This is a genomic window from Mesorhizobium sp. M1403 (genome assembly GCF_040317695.1).
Lineage (GTDB): Bacteria > Pseudomonadota > Alphaproteobacteria > Rhizobiales > Rhizobiaceae > Mesorhizobium.
The window spans coordinates 1-23,028 of the sequence record NZ_JAMYKY010000022.1 but is presented as its reverse complement, the minus strand read 5'-3'; the positions used below and the strand labels follow the sequence as shown (position 1 = coordinate 23,028).

Here is a 23,028-nt window from a genome sequence, read left to right as displayed (position 1 = left end):
CATGCGCAAGAAGCTTCGCTTCCTTTCGTCCATCGCGCTCGCGTTTCTTCTCACCGTCCCGGCCCACGCAGCGGGCTCCGGCATGCCTTGGGAACAGCCGCTGCAGCAGATCCTTGAGTCGGTGCAGGGACCGGTCGCCAAGATCGTCGCGGTGATCATCATCATCACCACCGGCCTGACCCTTGCTTTCGGTGACACGGCAGGCGGTTTTCGCCGGCTGATCCAGATTGTCTTCGGCCTTTCGATCGCCTTCGCGGCATCGAGCTTCTTTCTCTCCTTCTTCTCCTTCGGCGGCGGGGCACTCGTCTGATGGCCACCGGAGAGCTGCATATCGAGGGTTTCGAAGTCCCCGTTCACAGGGCATTGACTGAGCCGATCCTGCTGGGCGGCGCGCCGCGAGCGGTGGCGATCCTCAACGGCACGGTGGCCGCGGCAATAGGCCTTGGCCTGCAGCAGTGGATCGCCGGACTGGCGCTCTGGATCGCCGGCCACACGCTCGCGGTCTTTGCCGCTCGCCGCGATCCGGACTTCGCCAGCGTGCTTGTCCGTCATCTTCGCCTGAAGGGGTGGCTAGCATGCTGAACCTTTCGGAGTATCGCGGCAAAGCCGATCGGCTTGCCGATCATTTGCCCTGGGCCGCTTTGGTCGCGCCCGGCATCGTGCTCAATAAAGACGGTAGCTTCCAGCGAACCTTCCGGTTCCGTGGCCCCGACCTTGAAAGCGCGACCGAAGCCGAATTGGTCGGCATCTGCGCACGAGCCAACAATGCGCTACGAAGGTTGGGCTCCGGATGGGGGTTGTTTTTCGAGGCCGAGCGCGTTGAAGCGCTGGGCTATCCGAGCTCGGCTTTTCCCGATGCTGCCTCATGGCTGGTGGATGAGGAACGGCGCGCGGCATTCGAGGGCAAGGTCGCGCACTTCGAGAGTCGCTATCATCTGACCTTGGTCTTCATGCCGGCGCCAGATGGCCAGGCGCGGGCGGAAAGCGCACTGATCGACTCGCATCACTCGGGAGGGGCTAGAGACTGGCGCCAGGAGCTGGCGTGGTTTCGCGACGAGACCGACCGCGTCCTGGATTTGCTGTCCGGCTTCATCCCGGAAGTGCGCGCCCTCGATGATGCCGAGACGCTAACCTATCTGCACGGCACAATCTCGACCTACCGCCATCCGGTCGCCATGCCGGAAACGCCAATGTATCTCGACGGTGTTCTGGTTGACGCGCCGCTTACCGGCGGCCTGGAGCCGATGCTGGGTGAGCAGCATCTGTGCACCCTCACCATCCTTGGTTTCCCGAACGTCACCCGGCCAGGGATCCTCGACGCGCTCAACCATCAGGATTTCGCCTATCGCTGGATGACGCGCTTCATCCCGCTCGACAAGACGGAAGCCACCAAGACGATGACACGGTTGCGCCGTCAGTGGTTTGCCAAGCGCAAATCGGTCGCCGCCATCCTGCGCGAGGTCGTGACCAACGAACCCGTCCCTCTCGTCGATAGTGACGCCAACAACAAGGCCCTGGACGCGGATGCCGCCCTTCAGGCGTTGGGCGGCGATCACGTCGGCTTCGGCTATCTCACCACAACGGTGACGGTATGGGACAAGCACCGGCAGGCCGCCGCGGAAAAGCTCCGAGCGGTTGAGCGCATCGTCAGCGGGCTCGGCTTCACCACGATCCGTGAAAGCATCAATGCGGTCGAGGCGTGGCTCGGCTCGTTGCCCGGTCATGTCTACGCTAACGTTCGCCAGCCGCTCATTCACACGCTGAACCTTGCCCACGTCATGCCGCTGTCGTCGGCGTGGGCCGGTCCGGTGGATAACGAGCATCTCGCCAATGTGACTGGGACCGAATCCCCGCCGCTTCTCTTCGCAGAGACCAGCGGGTCGACACCGTTTCGGCTTTCTACCCACGTCGGCGATGTCGGCCACATGCTGGTCGTTGGGCCGACCGGTGCCGGCAAGTCGGTTCTGCTTGCGCTAGTCGCTCTGCAGTTTCGACGCTATGCCGGGGCGCAGGTCTATGTCTTCGACAAGGGCAATTCGGCTCGTGCGGCGACACTGGCCATGGGCGGAGAACACCACGCTCTGGGCGCGGACGGTGCGCTTGCCTTCCAACCGCTGCGCAATATCAGTGACCAGGCTGTCCGCAGCTGGGCAGCCGAATGGATCGCCGGCCTCATCGCCCATGAGAATGTCACCGTAACGCCGGAGGTAAAGGAGGCGATCTGGTCGGCACTCATCAGCCTTGCGACTGCGCCGGTGCAGGAACGCACGCTGACGGGCCTGTCGGTTCTGCTTCAGTCCAATGGGCTCAAGGCCGCGTTGATGCCCTACACGCTCGACGGTCCCTTCGGCCGGCTGCTCGATGCCGATGAAGATCGGCTGGCTTTGTCGGATGTGCAGTGTTTCGAGACCGAAGAGCTGATGCACAGCCAAGGCGCTGTGCTCCCGGTGCTCACCTATCTGTTCCATCGTCTCGAGGAGCGGTTCGACGGACGGCCGACGCTGCTGATGCTCGACGAGGCGTGGGTCTATCTCGACAACCCTCTCTTTGCCGCCCGCATCCGCGAATGGCTGAAGGTGCTGCGAAAGAAGAACGTCTCCGTCATTTTCGCCACGCAGTCACTTGCAGACATCGCTACCTCGTCGATCGCGCCGGCAATCATCGAGAGCTGCCCACAGCGCATTTTTCTTCCCAATGACCGTGCCGTGGAACCGCAGGTGCGGGCAGCCTATGAGTGCTTCGGCCTGAACGAGCGGCAAATCGAATTGGTCGCCCGTGCCACACCGAAGCGCCAGTATTATCTGCAGTCGCGCCGCGGCAACCGCCTCTTCGAGCTCGGGCTCGGCCCGATCGCTCTTGCGCTCTGCGGCGCCTCTGATCCGGCCACGCAGACCCTGATCGACAAGGTGCTGTCAGAGCACGGACAGGAGGGCTTTGCCGCCCGGTTTCTGATTGCGCGCGGCCTCGATTGGGCTGCCGAGCTTCTCCAGCAATTCCCTCAACCAGACAAGGAGCAATCGTCATGATGCGGCGCCGCCTTCTCACCAGCCTGATCACCGTTTCCCTGATCGCAAAACCAATGGCCGACTACGTCCAGCCGGCCCACGCCCTGATCGTGTTCGATCCGTCGAATTATGCGCAGAACGTGCTGACAGCGGCACGTTCCCTGGAGCAGATAAACAACCAGATCCAGTCGCTTCAGAACCAGGCGACGATGCTGCAGAACATGGCGCGGCACCTTCAGCGCCTGGATTTTTCTTCCGTGGGCCAGCTCACAGGTTCGCTCCAACGGATCGACGGCCTGATGACCCAGGCCAGCGGCCTGAGCTTCGATCTCGACAAGCTTCAGAACCAGTGGCGTGTGCAATATCCGGAAAGCTACGACGCCACAATCGAGGTCAACGATGTGGCGAGCGCCGCGCGCGAGCGCTGGCAAAACGCCATGCAGGCGTTCCGCCAAACCATGAGCGCGCAGTCGCAGATCGTGGAGAACGTGCGGGCCGACGGCGACCTGCTTACCGATCTCGTCAACCGCAGTCAGGGCGCGGCAGGTGCCCTTGAGGCAAGCCAGGCCACCAATCAGCTGATCGCGCTTTCGACCAAGCAGCAGATGCAGATCCAGACGCTGCTCGCGACCCAGTTCCGGGCTGAAGCCGAAGATGCTGCCCGCAAGGCGCAGTCTGAGGAAGCCGCCCGCGAGACGACGAAGCGTTTCCTGGGCTCCGGTACGGCCTATCCCGGCAACTGATCAGCAGTCTTCAAGACAACGAGGAAGACGGCGACATGAATGACCTCGGCGTCATCGATCGCTTTATGCAGACCTTCATCCGGTATATCGACAGCGGGTTCGGTCTGCTTTCGGGCGACGTCGCCTTTCTCACTACCATCCTGATCGGCATTGACATCACGCTGGCGGGCCTGGTCTGGGCGTTCGGCGGCGAACCCAATATTCTCGGTCGGCTCGTCCGAAAGGTGCTCTATGTCGGCGCCTTCGCGTTCATCCTGAACAATTTCAGAAGCCTTGCCGACATTATCTACCGCTCCTTTGCCGGGCTCGGCATCAACGCTTCGTCCGGCAATCTGTCCGCCGACAGTCTCCTGCGGCCAGGCCGCATTGCCGCGGCCGGCTTCGAGGGCGCCTGGCCGCTGCTCAATCAAGCGAGCCAGCTAGTCGGCTTCCCCGAGATCTTTGGCAACGCGCTGACCATCTTCGTGCTGCTTCTCGCCTGGTTCCTGGTCCTCATCGCCTTCTTCATCCTTTCCATCCAGCTTTTCATCACCATCCTGGAGTTCAAACTCACCACATTGGCCGGCTTTGTTCTGGTGCCCTTCGCGCTCTGGAACCGCTCGGCGTTTCTGGCCGAGCGCGTGCTCGGCAATGTGATCTCGTCGGGCATTAAGGTGATGGTGCTTGCCGTCATCGTCGGCATCGGCTCCACGCTCTTCGGCGAGTTCGCTTCCGCCCTGCAAGGCAAGGAGCCGGACTTGGCCGCGGCCATGTCACAGGTACTGGGCGCGTTGGCGCTGCTTGGGCTCGGCATTTTCGGACCGGGAATTGCCTCGGGTCTTGTCTCGGGCGCGCCGCAGCTTGGCGCGGGAGCCGCACTCGGAACCACCGCGGCGGCCGCCGGATCAACGCTCGTTGCCGGAGGTGCGGCGCTTGCCGGCGCGCGCATGGCAACCGGCGGCGGTCTCGCCGCCGTTCGAGCCGGCACGGCCATGGGATCGGCTGCTTCCACAGCTTGGCAGATGGGGCGTGCAACATCGCCCGAGTCCGGCCTCTCCGGCGTAGCTGCTGGACTGCAGGGCGTTGCCGGCGCAGCTGGCGGCGCCGCGATGCGGGGAATGCGATCTGCAACAGAACCATTCCGGCGCAGCGCCGATGCCGGCCGCGATGCCGCCTGGACCGCGACGGGCGGCACGCCGACCGCATCAATGACCGGAAACCCTGCCGCGTCAGGTGCCAATGCCGCGCCGGCGTGGGCGAGGCGCTTGCGTTCCGAACAGACCGCGCGCGCCCATCGCCACGCCGCCACGCAGGCCGTCCGCGATGGCGATCGGGGTGGAAGCGGCGCCAACCCCTCTCTCAACGATAAGGAAGACTAGATGCTCTTCAAGCGACCTGTTCAGCGTTACGGGAAGACGCCCCACCCCGTCACACCATACCAGAAGGCCGCCCAACTTTGGGACGAGCGCATCGGCACTGCGCGCGTGCAGGCAAGGAACTGGCGCCTGATCGCCTTTGGCTGCCTCGCTCTGGCCATCGGGCTTTCTGGTGGACTCTTGTGGCAGTCGATGCAGGGCCGCGTCGTGCCCTATGTCGTCGAGGTCGACCGCTTCGGTGAGACACGGGCTGTCGCGCCGGCAATCCAAACCTACGAGCCCGACGATGCCCAGATTGCCTGGCATCTCGGCCGCTTCATCCAGAATGTCCGCTCCGTCTCCACCGATGCGGTGTTGGTGCGGCAGAATTGGCTCTCGGCCTACGACTTTGCCACCGACCGTGCAGCCCTCTTTCTCAACGAGTACGCTAAGGCCAATGATCCGTTCGGCAAGATCGGCACGCGCAGCGTCTCGGTGCAGGTGACGAGCGTGGTTCGAGCGTCCGAGAGCTCCTTTCAAGTCAAATGGACCGAGCAGGTCTTTGAGCGCGGCAGCCTCGCCAGCACAACGCGTTGGACCGGGATCCTCACCATTGTGATCCGGCCGCCGAACAATACCGATCAGCTGCGCAAAAACCCGCTCGGCGTCTTCATCAATGCCATCGACTGGTCGCGCGAGCTCGACAGTGCCGCGCAGACTTCCGTTCCCCCAAAGGAGTCCGCCAATGATAAATAGACTCTCGTCGCTCCGCACTGCGCTGGTCCTGTCGACGTCGGCTGCGGTCATCTCCGCCTGTGCCTCGAAGCCGGTGCCGCCACCTCAGATTTCCTATGATGCTGCCAAGTTCCAACCGGCGGCAATCGAGAAGGCGCCGGAGAAGCCCGTCAAGGTCGTGGAAGTGCCGACACCGCTGCCGCTGCCCGGCCAGTTGCAGCCCGAGCCGGGCAAGGCTGCTGAAGACAGGCGCTCGCCTGAAGAACGTGTCGCCGATGCCAACAAGGCGGCGACGCAGCAACCCACCAAATATGGCTATGTGAATGCGGTGCAGGTTTACCCTTTTGCCGAAGGCGCGCTCTACCAGCTCTATGCCGCACCGGAGCGCGTCAGCGATATCGCTCTGCAGTCAGGCGAGAAACTCCAATCCGTGTCGGCCGGCGACACAGTGCGCTGGGTAATTGGCGACACCGTCAGTGGCTCCGGCGATGACCAGCGCACCCATGTGCTGGTGAAGCCCTTCGCGCCAGGACTTGCCACCAATCTGGTGATCACCACGGACCGGCGAAGCTATCACCTGCAGCTTCAAAGCACGGATAAGACCGCCATGGCGGCCATCTCCTGGACTTACAGCGAGGACCAGATCATCGCGCTACGCCGGCGCAATGCGCAGGCCGACGCCGCTATGCCAGTGGCGTCGAATGTGGCTCTCGAAAATATTCGCTTCCGCTATTCGATTACCGGCGACATGCCGCCCTGGAGGCCGACGCGCGCGTTCGATGATGGCAGCAAGGTCTACATCGAGTTTCCGCGCCGCATCGATCAGGGCGAGGCCCCGCCGCTCTTCATCGTCGGTGCTGACGGGGACAACCAGCTCGTCAACTACCGCGTACGGGGCAACTATTACATCGTCGATCGCCTCTTCGCCGCGGCCGAACTGCGCCTCGGCGCCAAGCAGCAGCAGGTGGTGCGCATCACGAGGACCGACGGCAGGCAAGCGCCGCGGCGGATATTGCTCTTTTCGCGTTCCAGCAGGTGAGGGACGGCCCATGACGGATACTTCCCGCTCCGATGCTCCACCGAAACTCGATCCAGAACAGCTGCAGCTGCGGGCCTCGCCTCGCCGCGCTGTGCGCTTCAAGCGCGGCATTATTGTCGCCATTGCTGCTGTTGGTTCCGGGACCGTTCTAGCCGTCACCATGATGGCGCTGCAAGGACCGGCACTGCGCATCAAAGAGCAGGCTGAAGAGCTTTACAACACCGAGCGGAAGCCAACCGCGGAGGCAATTGAAAGGCTGCCTAAGGACTATTCCGGGATCAAGCCCAAGCCTCCGGTGCTTGGACCACCGCTGCCCGGCGACCTCGGCCGCCCCATCCTTGAGCACCAACGCCAGCTGGGCATCGCGCCGGGCCAGGAGGTTTCGGCGGAGGAGCAGCGCCTTGCACAGCAGGCGGTCGAGGCGCGCGAATCGCAAGTCTTCTTCCGGATCGAAAATCGATCCCGGCAAGCGGATGCCGCCGGCAACGGGCAGGGCGGGCGTCCACCCTTTGAGGCAACGGCTCCACAATCCGATGCCGCACGCGATTCAGCTTCGGTAGCACCGGCCGAGGGCGACCCAAACAATCAACAGCGCAAGCTCGATTTTGTCAGCCAGCGGAACACAAGTGGGATCTACAATCTGCATGCACTGCAGACGCCGGCTTCGCCGTATCAGCTGATGGCCGGCAGCGTCATCGCAGCGAGCCTGATCACTGGCATCAATTCCGACTTGCCCGGCCTCGTCGTCGCACAGGTCACCGAGAATGTGCACGACACAGTCACCGGCAGCACCTTGCTCATTCCGCAAGGCTCTCGCCTGATTGGCACATATGACAGCGTTGTTGCCTTTGGACAAAGGCGCGCGCTGCTGGTCTGGCAACGGATACTGCTGCCCGACGGCTCTTCGATCGAAATCGACAATCTGCCGGCGACGGACACCGCCGGCTATGCCGGGCTTGAGGACAAGGTGGATTTCCACACCTGGCAGCTGATCAAAGGCGTTGCGCTGGCCACGTTGCTAGGGGTCGGCACGGAGCTGAGCCTCGGGGAAGAGGAAAGCGACCTGGTCAAAGCAATCCGCGAATCCGCTCAGCAGAACGTCAGTCGAGCTGGCCAGCGCATCACCGAGAAGAACCTCAATATTCAGCCCACGATCACCGTCCGCCCTGGTTGGCCACTGCGCGTCATCGTGCACAAGGATCTTGTGCTACGGCCGTACCCGAATTGACTGGAGTCATCATGACCAATCTGAAGCTCGGCAAACTTCCGGATCGGACACCTTCGAAGATCACCATAACCGTAAGTGCAGACATGAACCAAGCACTGAAGGACTATGCGGCGCTTTATCGTCAGACCTATGGCGAGTCCGAATCGGTAGCGGAACTGATCCCGTTCATGCTGGCGGAGTTCCTGGAGAGCGATCGAGCGTTTGCCAAGGCCAGAAAGGAAGGGCTCCCTGTCGTCGACAAGTCAGAGAAATCGCGGCGGCAGCCAATTTCAGGGTCCGAATAAGTGACAGCGACCAGTGAATCCGAGGGGGCACCTTTCTAGGCGGGCAAATGCATTGAAGCAATTTGCCGGCGGCAAGCCGAAACACAGGGCACAAAAGACGAGCTGATCTGCCCCGAACCAATGCCGGCTCTGCGCCTCATGTCGGTCATTGAGATCAGCCTTGCCGCTTCCTGAAAGCGGACATAACGGGGGCTACGCTGGAGGTCTCCGTTGCGTTATAGCAGACATGGCACTTCCTCTCGCATACAGGAAAAACCTCACGAGGCGAGATCCCTAGCGCGCTGAGGCCGGATCTCACCTCACTCTCAAGCTGCCTTGCGGCGATCCACCGTCGCCCGCTTTCGATAGCGCCCTGTTTCTAATCTGATGCTCACTATCTGCAGACATCCTTTCCGCATGTTGCTGGATACATTCGGTGCCCATGTAGCGCTCGTTCAGCAGGGCCATCGCACAATACCGAACGACCTTGTCCGGGCTCACAAGCAGCCGTTCCGCAGCGGTCAGCTCTTCGACATCGAGCCGCACGCCGCTAGCGAGCACCTTGTCGACGGCGCGACCTGGCACGTCCCCTGCCTCAACTTCATTGAAGAACTGTAGTCGCTCCCCGTGGGGCTGTTGAAGCCGCTCAACCAGAAGCCTGGCACCGATGTCGTAGATATCTGAACGTGTGTCGCAAAGGTAATTCTTGATGGTTTCGTATGAAGGTAATCTCAACCTGGCTCCAGCTTTTGCAAGCTTCGCACGCGGGCTCGTAGGGATAATAACTCCACCCTTTGTTGGATAGGGCTCTTCATGCTTCAGCCAATACGCATATGCCTGATCGAGCACGTCAGCGAGCTTTGGAATTCCTGGGTGAGCTAGTGCGAGCGCCAGTTTCGCGGCCGCTTCAGCAGTGTCGACGTCAGCGGCGAACAGCCCTGTTCGAATGGCTGCCTCTACATCGGGCGACCACGGCTCTTTCAGGTCTTCGAGTAGTTCGAACAGATACTCGCAGCCCGGCACCAGCGGCTTGCCAAGCCGATCGAACACCATCGGCAGGGCACGATCGCGCCCCAGTTCCTCGGCCAGAGCGGCAGCCGCCCACAATGTCCGCCTACGACCGGTAGCGAATAAGCGTTCGACCGCCTTCTGGAGCTCTGCCGGGTCGAGCAACACACCAAGAAGGTTCGCGGCGATCCATTTCAGCCAATGCGACGGGTGGGTGACAGCGGTCTCGATCTGAATGGCGTCGAGTCCAAGCGATCGTGCGCGCGTCCAATCCATCGGCTGCGGGTCTACATCCGTCGTGATGTCGTAAATAAAGCTATCTGTCTTGGTCTCGAGATATCTCCGCGCATGCACTGCATCCTGGCGAAGCTTGTCCCGGTCCAAACCAGTTGCTGCGACGAAGCCGCGTAGTGCTGCTATGATCGAGCTACGATCGAATGGTTCCGACCAGCTCCAAAAGTCACCTGCGGCCACCTTGTTCATTCCGCTGGCATCCATGAACGCGCTAAGATGCAACAGGGGCGGCGGTAAAGGCTCGGCGTCGGCGCCCGCAGTATCTGGCGGCAGGTCGAGCGCTTCGAAGATCAGTTGATAGAGGTTACGGCCCGCTTCATGGAAACCAGGCGGAAGGTTGAGCCAAGATGCGGCGGCGTTGGACCATTCCGGAGTGCCGATCTGATAGTTCCGACCTTTCGCATGTGCGAGTTCCATCGCCTTGGAGATGAACCCCGCGCTCCCGAGGCTGTCGTGATTGAAAACCTCAGGCAGCAGCGCATCTGCCACTTGGGCTGGAGCTCTATCGAGGATCTCCTCACTCGCCTTCAGAACGAACGCTTCAGCCAGAGCGTGCTGATTGCCGCGGGCCAGAACAACACCCCCACCGAGCGACGGGCTGATCGTGGGTCCGGCGGCATTGATGTTGTCGCGCAGCGTGCCGACCAAGTCGTCAAGATCGTAAAACTTGGGCCCGGCTGCGACGGCACATGCCCACGCGATAAGCCTGCTCCAGGGCTCCCTCGCCTCAAGGTACGTGGCAGCGATGGCGCCAACCTCGTCGGGAAAGCGCCGCGCTGAGGCGATCAACGGTTTCCCGATGTCGAATGCGAGCCGCTGTCGGGTACCGCCTACAATGGCGAATGCCTGCTCAAGAAGCTTCACTCGCAGCGGTGCGCTCGGTGCAGGATCTGCCTCCGCTACCAATTCGGTAGCCAGAACGAGCCGCTCGGGCGACGCCAATAGCAACTGGGCCGCGAGAATATCTGCCATGCCTAGCATTCCGGCGAGACGGAGCACCTCGGCCCAAGCTTCGGAATCGGCGATCACCCCGACGACCTGCGGCTGTTGCGTCTCAGGCAATGTGCGCAGATAATGCGCCGCCGCAAACTCGCCGAAGCTCTTGTGAATGAATGCAAGAGTCTGCTGACCGCCTTGGCCAACCCGTTCAACGACGCCGACATTCTGCCAGTAGTCGAGAAAGCGTTCCGCGTTGGCGGCCGCAGCAATCCGCGTGGTGTCCATGTCGGCGGCTAGGTCGACAGCGCAACGATCAATTGTTTCCCTGATTGTCGCAAGCGGATGCGATGTGACCTGCCAGCCAAGGATGTCAAGGAACCGTCGCAACAACACAGCCGGTGCGGGAGGCTCTGGGGTACGTGCGTTGGGCGTTTCGCCGATGAGGTCGAAGATTTGCGCGAAGACTTTTTCTCGGGTGGCACCGAGCTCTCGTCCGCGCAGAAGGATTGCAACCGACAAGCCAATCAGCAACGGTGTGCGGCCGACAACCTGGGCAATCGGTCTGTCGCTCAGTTCGCGCCGGCAGATTTCGAATGCATTCTCGGACAGCTCCGACCCAGGCGGAGCGATCGCTTGGATGAGCTGTGCAGCCGTCCGATGAGCAGCGGACGTGTCGAGCGCGAAAATGTCGTAGTGGCGCCAGTCCTTGAAGTGAGCAGCGTTGTAGCCGATCGGGCGAGTGGTGATCAGGATGCGACTGTCAGGATGTCCCTGGGCAAATCGGGCCAAACCCGCTGCAACCTGTTCTTGCAACGCGCCGCACTCGTCCAGGCCGTCGCAAAGAAGCATCCAGTTCGGAAATCGGGCATCGCGGGCCTCGGCGACCGAGATGCCACTCCCGTCCAGGCCCAGCTCAAATATAGCCTCTTCGAAACCGAAACCGGCCCGCATGCGCGCCGCAACGGCCGAGAGGCGCACCCGCAGCACCGGGATTTGATGCTCGCTGTAGCGTCGCGCAACACGCTTGAGCAGCGTCGTCTTGCCCATGCCCGGTCCAGCGACCAGGACAACTCTCGTGACGAAGCGTCCGAGTGTCTCGGGATTGACCGACCGGGCATCTCGCGGAGCCGACCGGGTCTCCCACTCCTGATAGCGGCGCAGCGCCTCTTCGAGGCTGGTGTTCTCGTTTGCCTTGTCGTCGCGAACGACAGCGCTGAGCGGTATCCAGTCCTCATCCGTCTTGAGCGGCGTATCGACGCCAAAGATCGTAAATGTGGCATGCGTCGCCAGCGTCCACTGAGATAGCTCGGACAAAAGCTGGATCGGCGACGCATTCGCCGTTGCCGCAACAGCAATCCCCTCTGCATTGATCAGGCGCAGGACGGATGCAACGTCACGGCGGCCCCTCTGCTCGATCAGTGCCGAGGCGTCAGCATAAATTGCCTTCCACGCAGCACCGGTGTCGGCATCCGTCGCGCATACATGCGCGAGTTCCGCGCGTGCCGCTTGTATGGCCGCTTGGTCTGCTGCCAGCGCAGGTACGGTTTGGATGCGCAGGCGTGCGCAGGCATTCTCTGCGCTGATGTTTGCGGCTGCCAGTTTGCCCATCAGGATCTTGGCAATGGCGGATAGCCCGTCGATGCGGCCATCGCCGATCCTGACTAGGTCGTTCGCCAGGTCGTCTTTGATCGTGTTGCTACTGGTCGGCGACACAGCCAAAACACCGAAATCGGCTGCCCCTGTTGTGACTGCACTCGCGAGTTTGAGAAGCGCCTCCCAAAGATCGTCGCCCGATCGCAGGCCCTTCTTCGCTTGAACCTCGATCGTCTTGCCACCCTTGAGGAACAGACGAATGTCGTCGCCAGCGCCTCCAGTCTCGGCGTCCACCGCAACCGGCGTGTCGTCTATGAGTTTGTCCAGCCACATCAGCGGTCGGCCACGCGCCATGTATACGGTTGCAATTGCGGTCACTGCAGCCTGGAAATTCATTCCGCCGCCTGTAGCCGATCCCCCCGCTCGCCGTACTTTGCTGCCCAACCAATATCCTCCGAGAGACTTGCTTTCCTCGCCCGCGTGGCGGCAACACCAACCGGGGAACGTACGGGATAGGCCGTCGAGAATCGGCTGGTAAACCGCTATGATTCCTAATGTCGAAAGCGACAGCTTTTATATCTTTTTCCTAAAGAGCAAGCTTGGAATCCAACCCGACCGATACGTCGCCAGAGCGCCGCAGCGCCTAGAGAGCGACGCCGCCCAATTTCGGAGCAGTTTTCGGCTGTAATTGGGGGGCGTCGAACGAACCCGCTGCGCGGGAGAGCGCCTCCACAAGCGGACATCCGATCTATGAATTGCCGCGGACCATTTGCGTCGGACAACGGACGCGTCACCCAACGCACGACGAAAGGTTCCTCGCGGCCTGCCATGGCACCTTTTCTAGGTTCTGAGCACAAACGGTTGGCTGTATGAGGATACCCTCACTATACAGAAAGTGGAGGAAACAAAATGTGGGTGTTCGGATATGGGTCCCTCATGTGGGACGACTGGCAAACGGCACATGGCGGCGCGAACGGCGTGCTGGCGGAATTGAAGGGCTACGAACGCGCTTTCAACAAAGCTTCGAAAGTGAATTGGGGGACCGATGCCACTCCTGGTCCCACGTTGAACTTGGTCGAAAAGGCCGATGGCGCCTGCGTCGGCTATGCGTTTGAGTTTAACGACTCAAAACAGGCCGAAGTGCTCGCTGACCTAGAACGTCGCGAAGGCAGGAACTTCCCTCTACGAAAGATGACGATCAAACTGAGCGATGGCCGCAACGTTGAGGCGCGTCTACCAGTCTACGTGGGAAGAAACGTCATCACAGGAAAAACTCTCGACGAACTGGTTGCAATGGCGCTGGCAGCCGTTGGAAGAGACGGCAAGGCTTCCGAATACGCGCTCAACATTGCCGAAAAGCTTCACGCCATTGGCGTCGAGGATCCTACCGTCATCGCGTTCGCGGCAGCTATCAGGAGTGCTCAACAATCTGATAGTTAGCGTGTTGCTAGAGAGATTGCTGCTCGCAATCGACTAGCCCAGCGGCAGTGAGCGGGGGCGGCACACCCCATTTTTGCGCTAGGGATCGGTATGGCGAACCGCTGATCCTAGTTATTGCCCAATAGTTTAGGTTGGAAGCGAGCCAACTGCACACTGCAGGTTTCTTGGATGTGGCTGAACTCTGTCTAGCACTGGTTACTATACAATTCATGATCTGTTGTGCAACGAGAATGATTAAGAGGAATGCTGAGAATCAGAGGCTTAATACGATAACCGCGCGCAAGTGCACATGACCAGGTAAAGCTGCCTAAGCCTCGTAGGCTCGCAGTAGTGGCAACGGAACTTCAGAGGGGTATACTTGGCTAAGAGAGCAAAAAATAGAGAGCGGCGCCGCGACCCAAAGCCGTCGTCTAAACCAATCAAGGCCGCGTCCAGGGCAGGATCAAACGCCGGTCGAGGCTTTCGTTATCAGGATGCCGTGTCCGCTTGGTTGGCGGTGGAAATATGGGTTGGCCAGCGAGCGCCGGCCATCGTGATCCCGGAAGGTGGCGATGATGTTGAACTGCGCGGCGAAGCAACGAGCTTTGTGCAAGTCAAAAGCCGGCGTGAACACCTCGGGCACTATGCGGAAGGCGAGACAGCAGAACACGTAGAAGATTTATGGAACCGATCGCTTGGCTCCGTGCCGCGACCGGAGCGATTGGAGCTTATTCTCGAGCAGGAGGTGGTGGGTCTCACACCCGTCGAGGACCAACCCGCAGTGCGCTCAATCGAAGGTCCGATTAGCGCCAGGCTTTCAAAGTTCAGTGGGGCCTTCGATCTTCTCCCGAGAACGTCGATCATCGTGGCGACATCACCGCAGGAATGGGCGATCAACCTGATCGCGGATCGGGCGAACTGTGCTCCGATCGCAGCGCAGATGTGTTTTGCCGAACTGCTTGTTCGCGTAGGGGCTTTGGCAGACGCCAATGGCCGGTTAGCGCCGGAGAGCTATCGCGGCCTTTCGATCTCCGACACCGAAACGTCAATCCGCGATGTTCTGGCTGCTGTCGACGTTGACGCGATCGAACGCGCCCTCAAGGAAGGCGTCTGCGAACCGATCGATTTCCTCACACCTCTCAACGATTCGAATTTCTATCTCGGGGTCGATGTAGAACCCGGCCACATCGCGGCAGGACTGGTATCCGAGCGGCCCCGAAGCAGATCGGCATTGGTGAAAGGTATTGAACAACACCGCGCGGCGCTGATCGTCGGCCCATCAGGGGCCGGCAAATCCGCTTTGATGTGGGAAGCCGCCAACACATTGCGCCATACGGTGCGGTGGTTTCGAATTCGTCGTCTGAGCGCGGCGGATATTCCATCTCTGCGCCAGTTGATCCGCACGTTCCGCGCCTCGGAAGACAGTCCCTTGGGCTTCGTCATGGATGACATTGGCCGAAACGGACCGGAAAGCTGGGGCGCCTTGCTCAAAGAAGCGATGTCCGTACCCGGCGTCGTCCTGCTCGGTTCGATCCGGGAAGAAGATGTAACGTTGATTGCCGAGCGTGCCCGTGCCGCCGAAATACGCGCCGATCCCGATGATGAACTCGCGGAGCGGCTCTGGCGGGAACTGCGCGAAGCCGGAAAGACGAACTGGGCGGGTTGGCGCGAGCCGTGGAAGATGAGCGATGGTCTCCTTCTCGAATACGTCCATATCCTCACACGCGGACAACGAATGCACGAACTCCTCGCCGATCAGGTCGCGGCCAGGATTTCAGATCCGAAGCGTTCCCTTGAACTCGATACTCTGCGATCCGGCGCTTGGGCGGGCGCAGCGAATGCTGAAGTCGATGCGTCGCGACTGGCGCGCACGCTCTCGGTCAGCGAGGCCGATCTGTCACGCGCACTACAGCGCCTCATCGAGGAACATCTGGTGCGCTCGCCTGCTCCGGGCGCGGTCACCGGCCTACACCAGCTTCGATCTGAAGAATTGTTGCGGCTGACGCATGAGACGGCATTGCCCACGCTCGAAACGAGTTTCGAACGGACGGTCGCAAGCGTGACGGCCACCGATCTCGAGCCCTTGGTCGCCGACACGTTATCGGCGCGACGCCTGACGGTCGCGGCAGTGCTCGATAGCTTGATTGTCCGCTTGGAGGGCGATCCAGACGCACGGGCATTGGCCTCAGCGCTCCGGGGTCTAGGTTCTGGCCGTGTTTCCTCAGGCGTGGACGAATGGCTGGACACTTCCGAAGCGCGCGCGCTCCCGCGAACGCAGGTCGGGAGCGCCGCAATGTTCGGCATCGCCGGTATCGATCTGGCTAGTCTCAGCATCATCCCGGAGGTTCAGGCCGCAGCCGATCGACTTTCGCAGATCAAAGGTTCGCCGGAAAATGACCCCCGACGCCTGTTGATGGAGCGTATTTCACCTTCTGCCTTGTCTGCCCTGATCGAGACAGCGGATCTGGCGAGCTTGGATGAGATCCTCGCGGCCTTGGTCGGAATGGCTTTGCCAGACGCAATACGTAACAGTCTATGGCAGGCTCCAGAAGGCCTGTTGGATGCTGATCTACATCTTGTGGGATCGGTGATGGGCACTCTCGTCGCCCTGGATCGTGAGATTGCTGCGCACTGGGTCGCCGAGGTCGGGCAAGAGGCGCTGTTCGCGCGGGTTCAAGCAGAAACGGCTTGGGCCGGACCTGTAACAACCGCAAATGCGGACGACGGAGTAATGGTCCGTTGCGACCTTTGGTACGTCGCCGCCTCTTTTCAAGAAAATCCACATGACGCGGTTGTGAGCTTGTGCGAGCTGATCTTGGCCCTGTGCCCGTCGGCTGACATTGCGGTGTCCAACGCAATTACCGCAAGCGGCGAATTAGCTGGCCTCACCCAGTTGCCGCTAGGGACAAAGCGGATACCTCGAGAAAATCTCCCTCCGCCGTCTGTTCCTCGATGGAACCGGCGGTGGCGAGATCTGATTTCCCGTCGTGTCGCCTCTCCAAGCTATAGCGATTATCTGGCACGAGGCGTGGCTATCCTTGATGACCTTGTGCCTACATTGGAGAAGGTTTTCGACGCGCACTTTCGGGGAAAGGATGCACTCGGCAGCCTCGCCGAAAGGCTAAATTCACTTAATGCGGAAACTGAAGCGCTCACACCTCCGGCTGTTTCGTCATTGGAAGCCTCGGGCGCCGGAAGCAGCGAAACAAACACCGCAGTAACCAAGTTTCAGAACCTCCTGCACAGCGCGAGCGTCAATCTCTTTATGAGGTTCGCGAAGTTGCCCGATCAAGCTGGCGCATACATTGCCTGGTTGAGCGATCTCATAGCAGATGTCGACACTGCCGTTGCCGAAGAACCTTGGCAGCTTCTTGGCAATGGGCCTTCTCCAATGCTTACGCGGCTCAAGACGCTCTTGGAGGCGCTACGGCTGCTGGGTGGGGAAGCGCATGAGAGACATGAGCCACCAGCGGCAACTTGGGCGGCACGAGCCAAAGGCGCGCGAGTGGGCAACGCCGTGCGACTTGTATCTCTCTCTGCCAAGGCCGCGGGAGAAAGACGACTAGCTCGGCGCAGGGCAGAAATTGAAGGTTCGGCGGAAGAATCCGGGATCGTCGTGGATTTCCATCTCCGCGTTAACGCCAAGGGCACTCTACCGTGGCCTCCGATGGACGTTCTAGCGTTATTGCCTGCGCTCGACATTGCAGATGCGGCGGTCGCGCTCACTGACCAAGCGGAGCTCGTGCGGTCATTGGTGGACTGGTCGATCCACCTAACGATCATGCCTTCCATTGAGGGTATCACGTTTCCGGCGCTGGCGAGGTCCGGTTACCAGACTCTCCTTCCTGACGTTGAAGGTGCTATCGCCTGGGCTGAAGAACTCGGATTGCCGCGAGCTCCGTCTACTACGGCGGCCTTGTTCGGGGAGGTGATGAGTCTGGCCGGCGAACTTGGCGCAATGGATCAAAAAGGCCTTGGAATTGAGACACGTCCTGAAGAAGAAATCGCTGCCCGCCGAAATTTGGATATAGACTTTGCCAGCAAGCGCGATGAACTGACCAGGCGACTTCATGATTTTGACGTGGGTCTGCAAACGGCTGTATCGGAATTGATTGAGCACCTGCGGACCGGGGATGTTGATTTCGCCGCGAAAGCGCAGGCTGCGATTGGCGGAACTTCCAGCGATATCGTCGAGGTGATGGGGTATTTATCTTTGCTTTTGATGTCAGCCAACATCGGCAGCATTTCAGTCGAAGGGCAAATTTCAGAATGTGTCCAAGCGACCTAATCCGAGCAAGCCATCAATGGCCAAGAAAAAGAACAGAGACGAGTTTTCGCCCGCAACCAAGCGGGCCATTGAGCGGCAAGCGCGCGGCCATTGCTCTAACCCGGCATGCCGCCGTTTGACCCACGCCGCCACGTCCGATGGCGCGGATGAAATCAATATCGGCCAAGCCTCGCACATCTGCGCTGCCGCGCCGGGCGGTCCCCGCTACGACGAGCAGATGACTCCTGACGAGCGCGCGGCCGCCGATAACGGCATCTGGCTCTGCGACGTGCACGGGCGTGCCGTCGACGGCAAGGATTCGAAATTCACTGTCGAGGAATTGCGCAGGTGGAAGAGGCAGACGAACGAGGATTCGTGGCGCAGCGTGATGCACAACGTGCCCTACGGGCCTGATATGCAAGCACCCACGCCGGACGAGCTGGGGCGCCGCCTGCGATCAGCGGCCTCAGCCGACCTGGCCGTGTTCCGTCGAACGCCCAAATGGCCGAGCACAAACGTCGCGCTCACGCTGACGTTAAAGGTGAAGCATTTGGACGAGGCGCTGAGCACGCGCGCGCTTGCCAACGCGGTGACCACGCTGGATGACCTTATCCTTGTCGCGGCACCCGGAATGGGAAAGACAACAACCCTCTTTCAGGTCGCCGACGGCGTTTTGGAGATCGGCAACGGCACGCCTCTTATCGTGCCGTTGGGGGATTGGACCACCGAAAGCGAGGCGCTGCTCGTATCCATCCTGAAACGCCCCGCGTTCAACGGAATTTCAGAGCAGGATTTCCGCACTGTCGCGGCGAAGCCCGGCGTCGTGCTGCTTCTTGACGGCTGGAACGAACTGGATGCCGCAGCACGCGAACGTGCGCGCGTGCAAATCACGGTCCTCAAGACTGAATTGCCCGAACTCGGTCTCGTCATTTCCACGCGCAGGCAGGCCCTCGACATTCCTTTCGCCGGGACGCGGGTCGATTTGCTGCCGCTTGACGACGAGCAGCAAATGGAGATTGCGCGCGCCATGCGTGGCGAGGCTGGCGCACAGCTCATAGATCAGGCGTGGCGGACAGCGGGCGTCCGCGAACTCGTCACCATCCCCCTCTATCTCACGGCGCTGCTGTCACTGCCGGAGGGCGCGCCTTTTCCGACCACAAAGGAAGAAGTGCTACGGCGCTTCGTTGCCGCGCACGAGCAGGAAGCCCGCGGTGCGGCGGCGCTTCATGCCGTGGCCCTCGGCTTCCAGCAGGACTATTTGGACAATCTCGCCGTGTTTGCCACGACAACGGCCAACACGGCGATCACGGACAGCAACGCGCGCAAATCGGTTGCCGAGACCGCGCGCATCCTGGTGGCCGAGGGGCAGATGACCATCGCCACACAGCCCGACACGCTGCTTGACACGCTTGTCAGCAATCACGTTCTGACGCGCTCCGGCGACACGCCGGGTTATTCGTTCCAGCACCAGCAATTTCAGGAATGGTACGCATCGCACCACGTCGAACGACTGATGCTACAGGCCGTCAGCGATCCGGCAGCGCGCGATAAACTGAAGGCCAACGTGCTCGATCAGCGCCCGTGGGAAGAAGCAATCCTGTTCGCTGTCGAACGGAGCGCTCGCGGCGACGCCGCGCAGAAGGCCGCATGCAGCGCCGCTATTCTCGCGGCCTTTGAGGTCGACCCCGTCCTCGCGGGCGAAATGATCTTCCGCGCCACCGACGACGTTTGGGCGCCGATCGGAGCCGAGATTCGCAGCCTCACCGAAAAGTGGCACGCGCCCGGCAAGGTGGATCGCGCCGTGCGTTTCATGATCGCTTCAGGCAGGCCAGAGTTCGGCGATCTTCTTTGGCCCCTAATTTCGCACGCAAACACTCAGGTACACTTGGCCGCCCTCCGGGCGGCACAGCGATTTCGTCCATCCGTGCTCGGCAGCGACGCCCCCGCGCGGATCGGGGCGTTGCCTCCGGAAATCCGAAAGAATGTGCTGCATGAAATTGCATCGCGCGGCGCAATTGACGGCCTCGACCTCGCGACCGAAATTGCGAAAACCGAGAGCGACCCTGATGTGAAAGCGACGGTGGCCGATGCGCTTTCATTTCGGCGGGCGGATCGCCACGTCGCCGACTTGCTCGCCGATGCGGGCGACGCGACTTACGACATCCTCGCCGAGAAGGGTCACCTCGACGACATTGCGATCAATGCCATTCAGCAGGAACAACTCCAGCGAGCGCGCGAACGACGCATGACCGCCGGCGTTTCGCACTTCCAGCGCCTGCGCTCGCTCGTCCACGCGCGGAACGGAGAAGACTCCGACGCCGAAGTTGCCGAGATCATCGCCGAAATGGAGATCGACCGGAAGCGCGACGGCGAAATGCACCTGTTATACGAAGTGCGAAAGCGCTACCCGCAGGCGCTCGCTGACGGGCTGCTGCGCCGCGTGCGCGAGCACCGCGAACTCTTCTACGGCGCAGACAATATTCTCGCGGCCGCCGGGTTTACCCTTGAGGACGACACATTGCTCGGGATCGCTCTCGAAGAGACAAGCCGCCACGATGATCGCGCCGAGGCCGCCGCTTCAGTGCTGGGGCCAAACGCCGTTGGCCGGATGATCGACGCGTATCTTGCCGCCCGGAAGGTTGTGCGCGACGCCAACGGGAAGTACGGCGAGGTGTCGGGTGATCGCTATCACGGCCTGCGCGCGCGTATTGGCCATACGCCGGGGGCAAGTTTGGTGGCCGCCGTTCGGGCGCGCGCGGCAAACGCCGACAATGAAGAAATCGCCCAACTGGCCGAGCTGTTTTCCCGCGAGACCTACGGCGACGAGGAGCGAGCCCGGCCCTTCAATGAGGAAGGCTTGGCCGCGATTGGAGTGCTGGCGCAGGATTGGGGCGAGCGCATGCTCGCCGCTGGCGATGAGAAGCGCTGGCAAGTGGCTACTATTGCAACGATGTTGAGCCATGCTCCATCTGTCGCGCATCTTCCGCTATTGAAGAGACTGCTCGACGACAATTTGCTTCGCTATCGGGCCTTCCGCGAGAAAGCGACCGCGAGCGGCTGGAAAGATCGCGACGCTGTGCACGAAGCGCAACACCCGCATATGCACGAGTATCAACGCGCGTTCTTGGCCATCAATGCCCCGGAAACCGCCGCACTGATGGGCGAATACCTGACGGACGAGCATTTTGGCGAGCTGGCGGCACGTGTTCTGGCCTTCCGGTGGTTCGAGGCGAACGAACCCAAGGACGAGAGGAAATTCCGCAGTGGCGAAGATTTCTCGCGCGTCGAAGCGCGTCGCGAGGCCCGTGCCGCCGATCCTGCCGGAACATCTGCCGAGGCGGAAGCAATCTTCGGCGCAATTGACTCGTTGATTGCCGATGGTGCGACGGATGCGCAAATGAAGCTGGGGATTGCGCTTGGCATTGTCGGAGCGCGGCTCCCGCATGGCCAGCGTGAACCGACAATCCAGAGGCTCATTTCTCTCGCGCCGAGGCAGGCGCGCGCAGGCTTGCTCTTGTCGCTGATCCTCTCCGGCGAGGACATCGACATCAAGCTCGTGGCCCAAGGCATCGCAGAGACCTTTGAGGCGGCCAAGAAAGAGACTTGGATTCTAACTCAGAGCGACGCGTATCAGCTCCGCGCGTGGTTGCGCCTTTTACCCTTCGCCACGCCCATCACCAATCTGCCCGCCATCGTGCGCGGCATGCCGGACGCTCAGCGTGATCCGCGCATGCTCGAGGAAATGGTCGGCGGCCTCGGCAACTCGTCCTCGGACGACGCAGAAGGCGTGATCTTCACGCTCGCCGAAGAAGACCCGCGGCTCTATCAGAACTATCAGTGGCGCGCGGCGGCGTTGCGCCTCGGCACCATATCCGCCGCGCGCCGCCTCGTTGATTTGATCGTCAGCGGCGCGCTCGACGGCAAGTCATACGACGGGTGGCGTTGGCAACGCGAATTGAGTGGCTTGAATTCGGAATTCTCCGAGGTCCGCGCCTATGTCTACGACCTCCTGAAGGATGGACCGACTTCCAAGCAACTCGCCTTGCTCGCAAACGCGGTCGCCGAAGCCCCCCGCGAGGACGGCGTGCTGATGCTGATTGATTTCGAGATGAAAACCGGACGCTCGTTCATGACGTGGCAATCGATCCAAAGCGTTGTCACGGAGCACGTCCCGGCGGAGAACTGGGAAGGTGCCTACAATGTCGTGCCCGTCCCGGCGATCGAGCTGCGCCGGAAGTTGTTGGCGAAGACGGGCCGCGGTGGGAAGGATGACCCCGCCGCCCGCTACCTCAACCTCATCGACAAGCTTAGGGACGACTACGGCGCTCCAGAATCGGAACCGCGCCATCCCGATCTTGCGTCAGGGCGTTCGTGGCCAATCCTGACGCCCGATCCCGACGCAGAGGACGGGAGCTGATCGGTAGGCGCACGATCCAGGCAAAATGTCGGCTTCGGGCGCCGGCAGGCGTACGAAAGTCCCCGAGGAAGGAACCCGCGGGCCACAGGCGATGGTTATGGGGATTTCGATTTGCGGCTGGTGTCGGCGATGGCGCGACCGCCGCTGGGAAGCGGCGGGTTTGATGCGGACGGACCGTTTCGCGTTTCAGCCACGCGGTATTGTCGGCTCGTCGCGCGGCCGGACGCGACCCGTTCGGCGTCGATAATCACCATGGACACGCGTGGGTCCGTTGCCGGAGGCTGAGTGCCTGCGGCTGAAGGCTGGAGCATGCCATGCCGGGTCATGGAGAGTTCTCCCGGTTCGTCGCCGTGGTGTCCGGCGGTCCGCGCGGCTGTCGCCACCGTTCGAACGTCTCGATGATGATCATGCTTCCGCCGCAGCACCGGCATGGCGGACGGAAGTCAGTCGGTTCTACCGAGTTGTCGTCCTCCGACGGCGCAGCGACGTTCAGCAGTTCGCGGGCGCGTGCGAGGCTGGTCTTGCGAGCAGAGCCGGCGAGCAGGCCGTAGTGCCGGATGCGGTGCAAGCCACGTGGCAGGATGTGGAACAGGAATCGGCGGATGAACTCGTCGGTGGCGAGCGTCATGACCTGCTGCCGATCGGCGCCGTCGCGGCGGTAGTCCTCACATGAGGGTCATCACGTCAAGTCGGGGCGTCATGGCGACATTTTGCGTTCCTAATTCGGAGACGGCATCCACGGTC

Annotated in this window: 13 protein-coding genes and 1 pseudogene; 12 read left to right on the top strand and 2 right to left on the bottom strand. The window is 61.4% G+C overall.

The window, feature by feature from the left end; translation table 11 throughout:
- Nucleotide 1: 1 nt before the first annotated feature.
- From NKH01_RS26755 to NKH01_RS26715, 9 genes are read left to right on the top strand one after another with little or no spacing between them, the layout of a single operon-like run.
- Nucleotides 2-310: a TrbC/VirB2 family type IV secretion system protein gene (locus tag NKH01_RS26755; protein WP_352706199.1), complete on the top strand. Its 309-nt coding sequence runs from the start codon at nucleotides 2-4 to the stop codon at nucleotides 308-310.
- The gene (locus NKH01_RS26750) at nucleotides 310-582 is read left to right on the top strand and encodes a VirB3 family type IV secretion system protein (RefSeq protein ID WP_353016624.1); all 273 of its coding nucleotides are present in this window, start codon (nucleotides 310-312) and stop codon (nucleotides 580-582) included. Before NKH01_RS26755 ends, NKH01_RS26750 begins: the two co-directional genes overlap by 1 nt.
- Nucleotides 576-3,026 carry a conjugal transfer protein TrbE gene (trbE, locus tag NKH01_RS26745; RefSeq protein WP_353023240.1) on the top strand — a complete coding sequence of 817 codons (2,451 nt, stop codon included), beginning with the start codon at nucleotides 576-578 and terminating at the stop codon, nucleotides 3,024-3,026. The genes NKH01_RS26750 and trbE overlap by 7 nt, the downstream gene beginning before the upstream one ends.
- Nucleotides 3,023-3,748, top strand: a complete 726-nt coding sequence (gene trbJ / locus NKH01_RS26740; RefSeq protein WP_353016618.1) for a P-type conjugative transfer protein TrbJ — start codon at nucleotides 3,023-3,025, stop codon at nucleotides 3,746-3,748. Before trbE ends, trbJ begins: the two co-directional genes overlap by 4 nt.
- Before the next feature lie 35 nt (nucleotides 3,749-3,783).
- The gene (gene trbL, locus NKH01_RS26735; RefSeq protein ID WP_352856615.1) at nucleotides 3,784-5,106 is read left to right on the top strand and encodes a P-type conjugative transfer protein TrbL; all 1,323 of its coding nucleotides are present in this window, start codon (nucleotides 3,784-3,786) and stop codon (nucleotides 5,104-5,106) included.
- On the top strand, nucleotides 5,107-5,838 hold the full coding sequence (trbF, locus tag NKH01_RS26730) for a conjugal transfer protein TrbF (RefSeq protein WP_352567553.1): 732 nt from the start codon (nucleotides 5,107-5,109) through the stop codon (nucleotides 5,836-5,838).
- On the top strand, nucleotides 5,828-6,856 hold the full coding sequence (gene trbG / locus NKH01_RS26725) for a P-type conjugative transfer protein TrbG (protein WP_352567554.1): 1,029 nt from the start codon (nucleotides 5,828-5,830) through the stop codon (nucleotides 6,854-6,856). Before trbF ends, trbG begins: the two co-directional genes overlap by 11 nt.
- Nucleotides 6,857-6,866: 10 nt before the next feature.
- Nucleotides 6,867-8,084 carry a TraB/TrbI/VirB10 family type IV secretion system protein gene (locus NKH01_RS26720; protein ID WP_352805916.1) on the top strand — a complete coding sequence of 406 codons (1,218 nt, stop codon included), beginning with the start codon at nucleotides 6,867-6,869 and terminating at the stop codon, nucleotides 8,082-8,084.
- 11 nt (nucleotides 8,085-8,095) lie between these two features.
- A complete protein-coding gene (locus tag NKH01_RS26715; protein ID WP_353016614.1) occupies nucleotides 8,096-8,368 on the top strand; it encodes a DUF2274 domain-containing protein in 273 nt (90 codons plus the stop codon).
- Between the two features lie 294 nt (nucleotides 8,369-8,662).
- Here the strand turns inward: NKH01_RS26715 and NKH01_RS26710 are convergent, their stop codons facing one another.
- Nucleotides 8,663-12,577, bottom strand: coding sequence for an NACHT domain-containing protein (locus NKH01_RS26710; protein ID WP_353016611.1), 3,915 nt, complete (start codon nucleotides 12,575-12,577; stop codon nucleotides 8,663-8,665).
- Nucleotides 12,578-13,090: 513 nt separating this feature from the next.
- Between NKH01_RS26710 and NKH01_RS26705 the strand changes: the two genes are divergently transcribed.
- The 3 genes from NKH01_RS26705 (at nucleotide 13,091) to NKH01_RS26695 (ending at nucleotide 22,284) form a co-directional block, all read left to right on the top strand.
- Complete coding sequence (locus NKH01_RS26705; protein ID WP_353016608.1) at nucleotides 13,091-13,621, top strand: gamma-glutamylcyclotransferase; 531 nt, start codon at nucleotides 13,091-13,093, stop codon at nucleotides 13,619-13,621.
- A gap of 496 nt (nucleotides 13,622-14,117) precedes the next feature.
- Nucleotides 14,118-17,888: a hypothetical protein gene (locus NKH01_RS26700; protein WP_353023272.1), complete on the top strand. Its 3,771-nt coding sequence runs from the start codon at nucleotides 14,118-14,120 to the stop codon at nucleotides 17,886-17,888.
- A 16-nt stretch (nucleotides 17,889-17,904) separates the two neighbouring features.
- Entirely contained in the window at nucleotides 17,905-22,284 is a 4,380-nt protein-coding gene (locus tag NKH01_RS26695; protein WP_353023238.1) for an NACHT domain-containing protein, read from the top strand.
- 322 nt (nucleotides 22,285-22,606) lie between these two features.
- Here NKH01_RS26695 and NKH01_RS26690 read toward each other — a convergent pair.
- Nucleotides 22,607-22,951: pseudogene (locus tag NKH01_RS26690) on the bottom strand (transposase); the annotation flags it as partial.
- Nucleotides 22,952-23,028 lie beyond the last annotated feature (77 nt).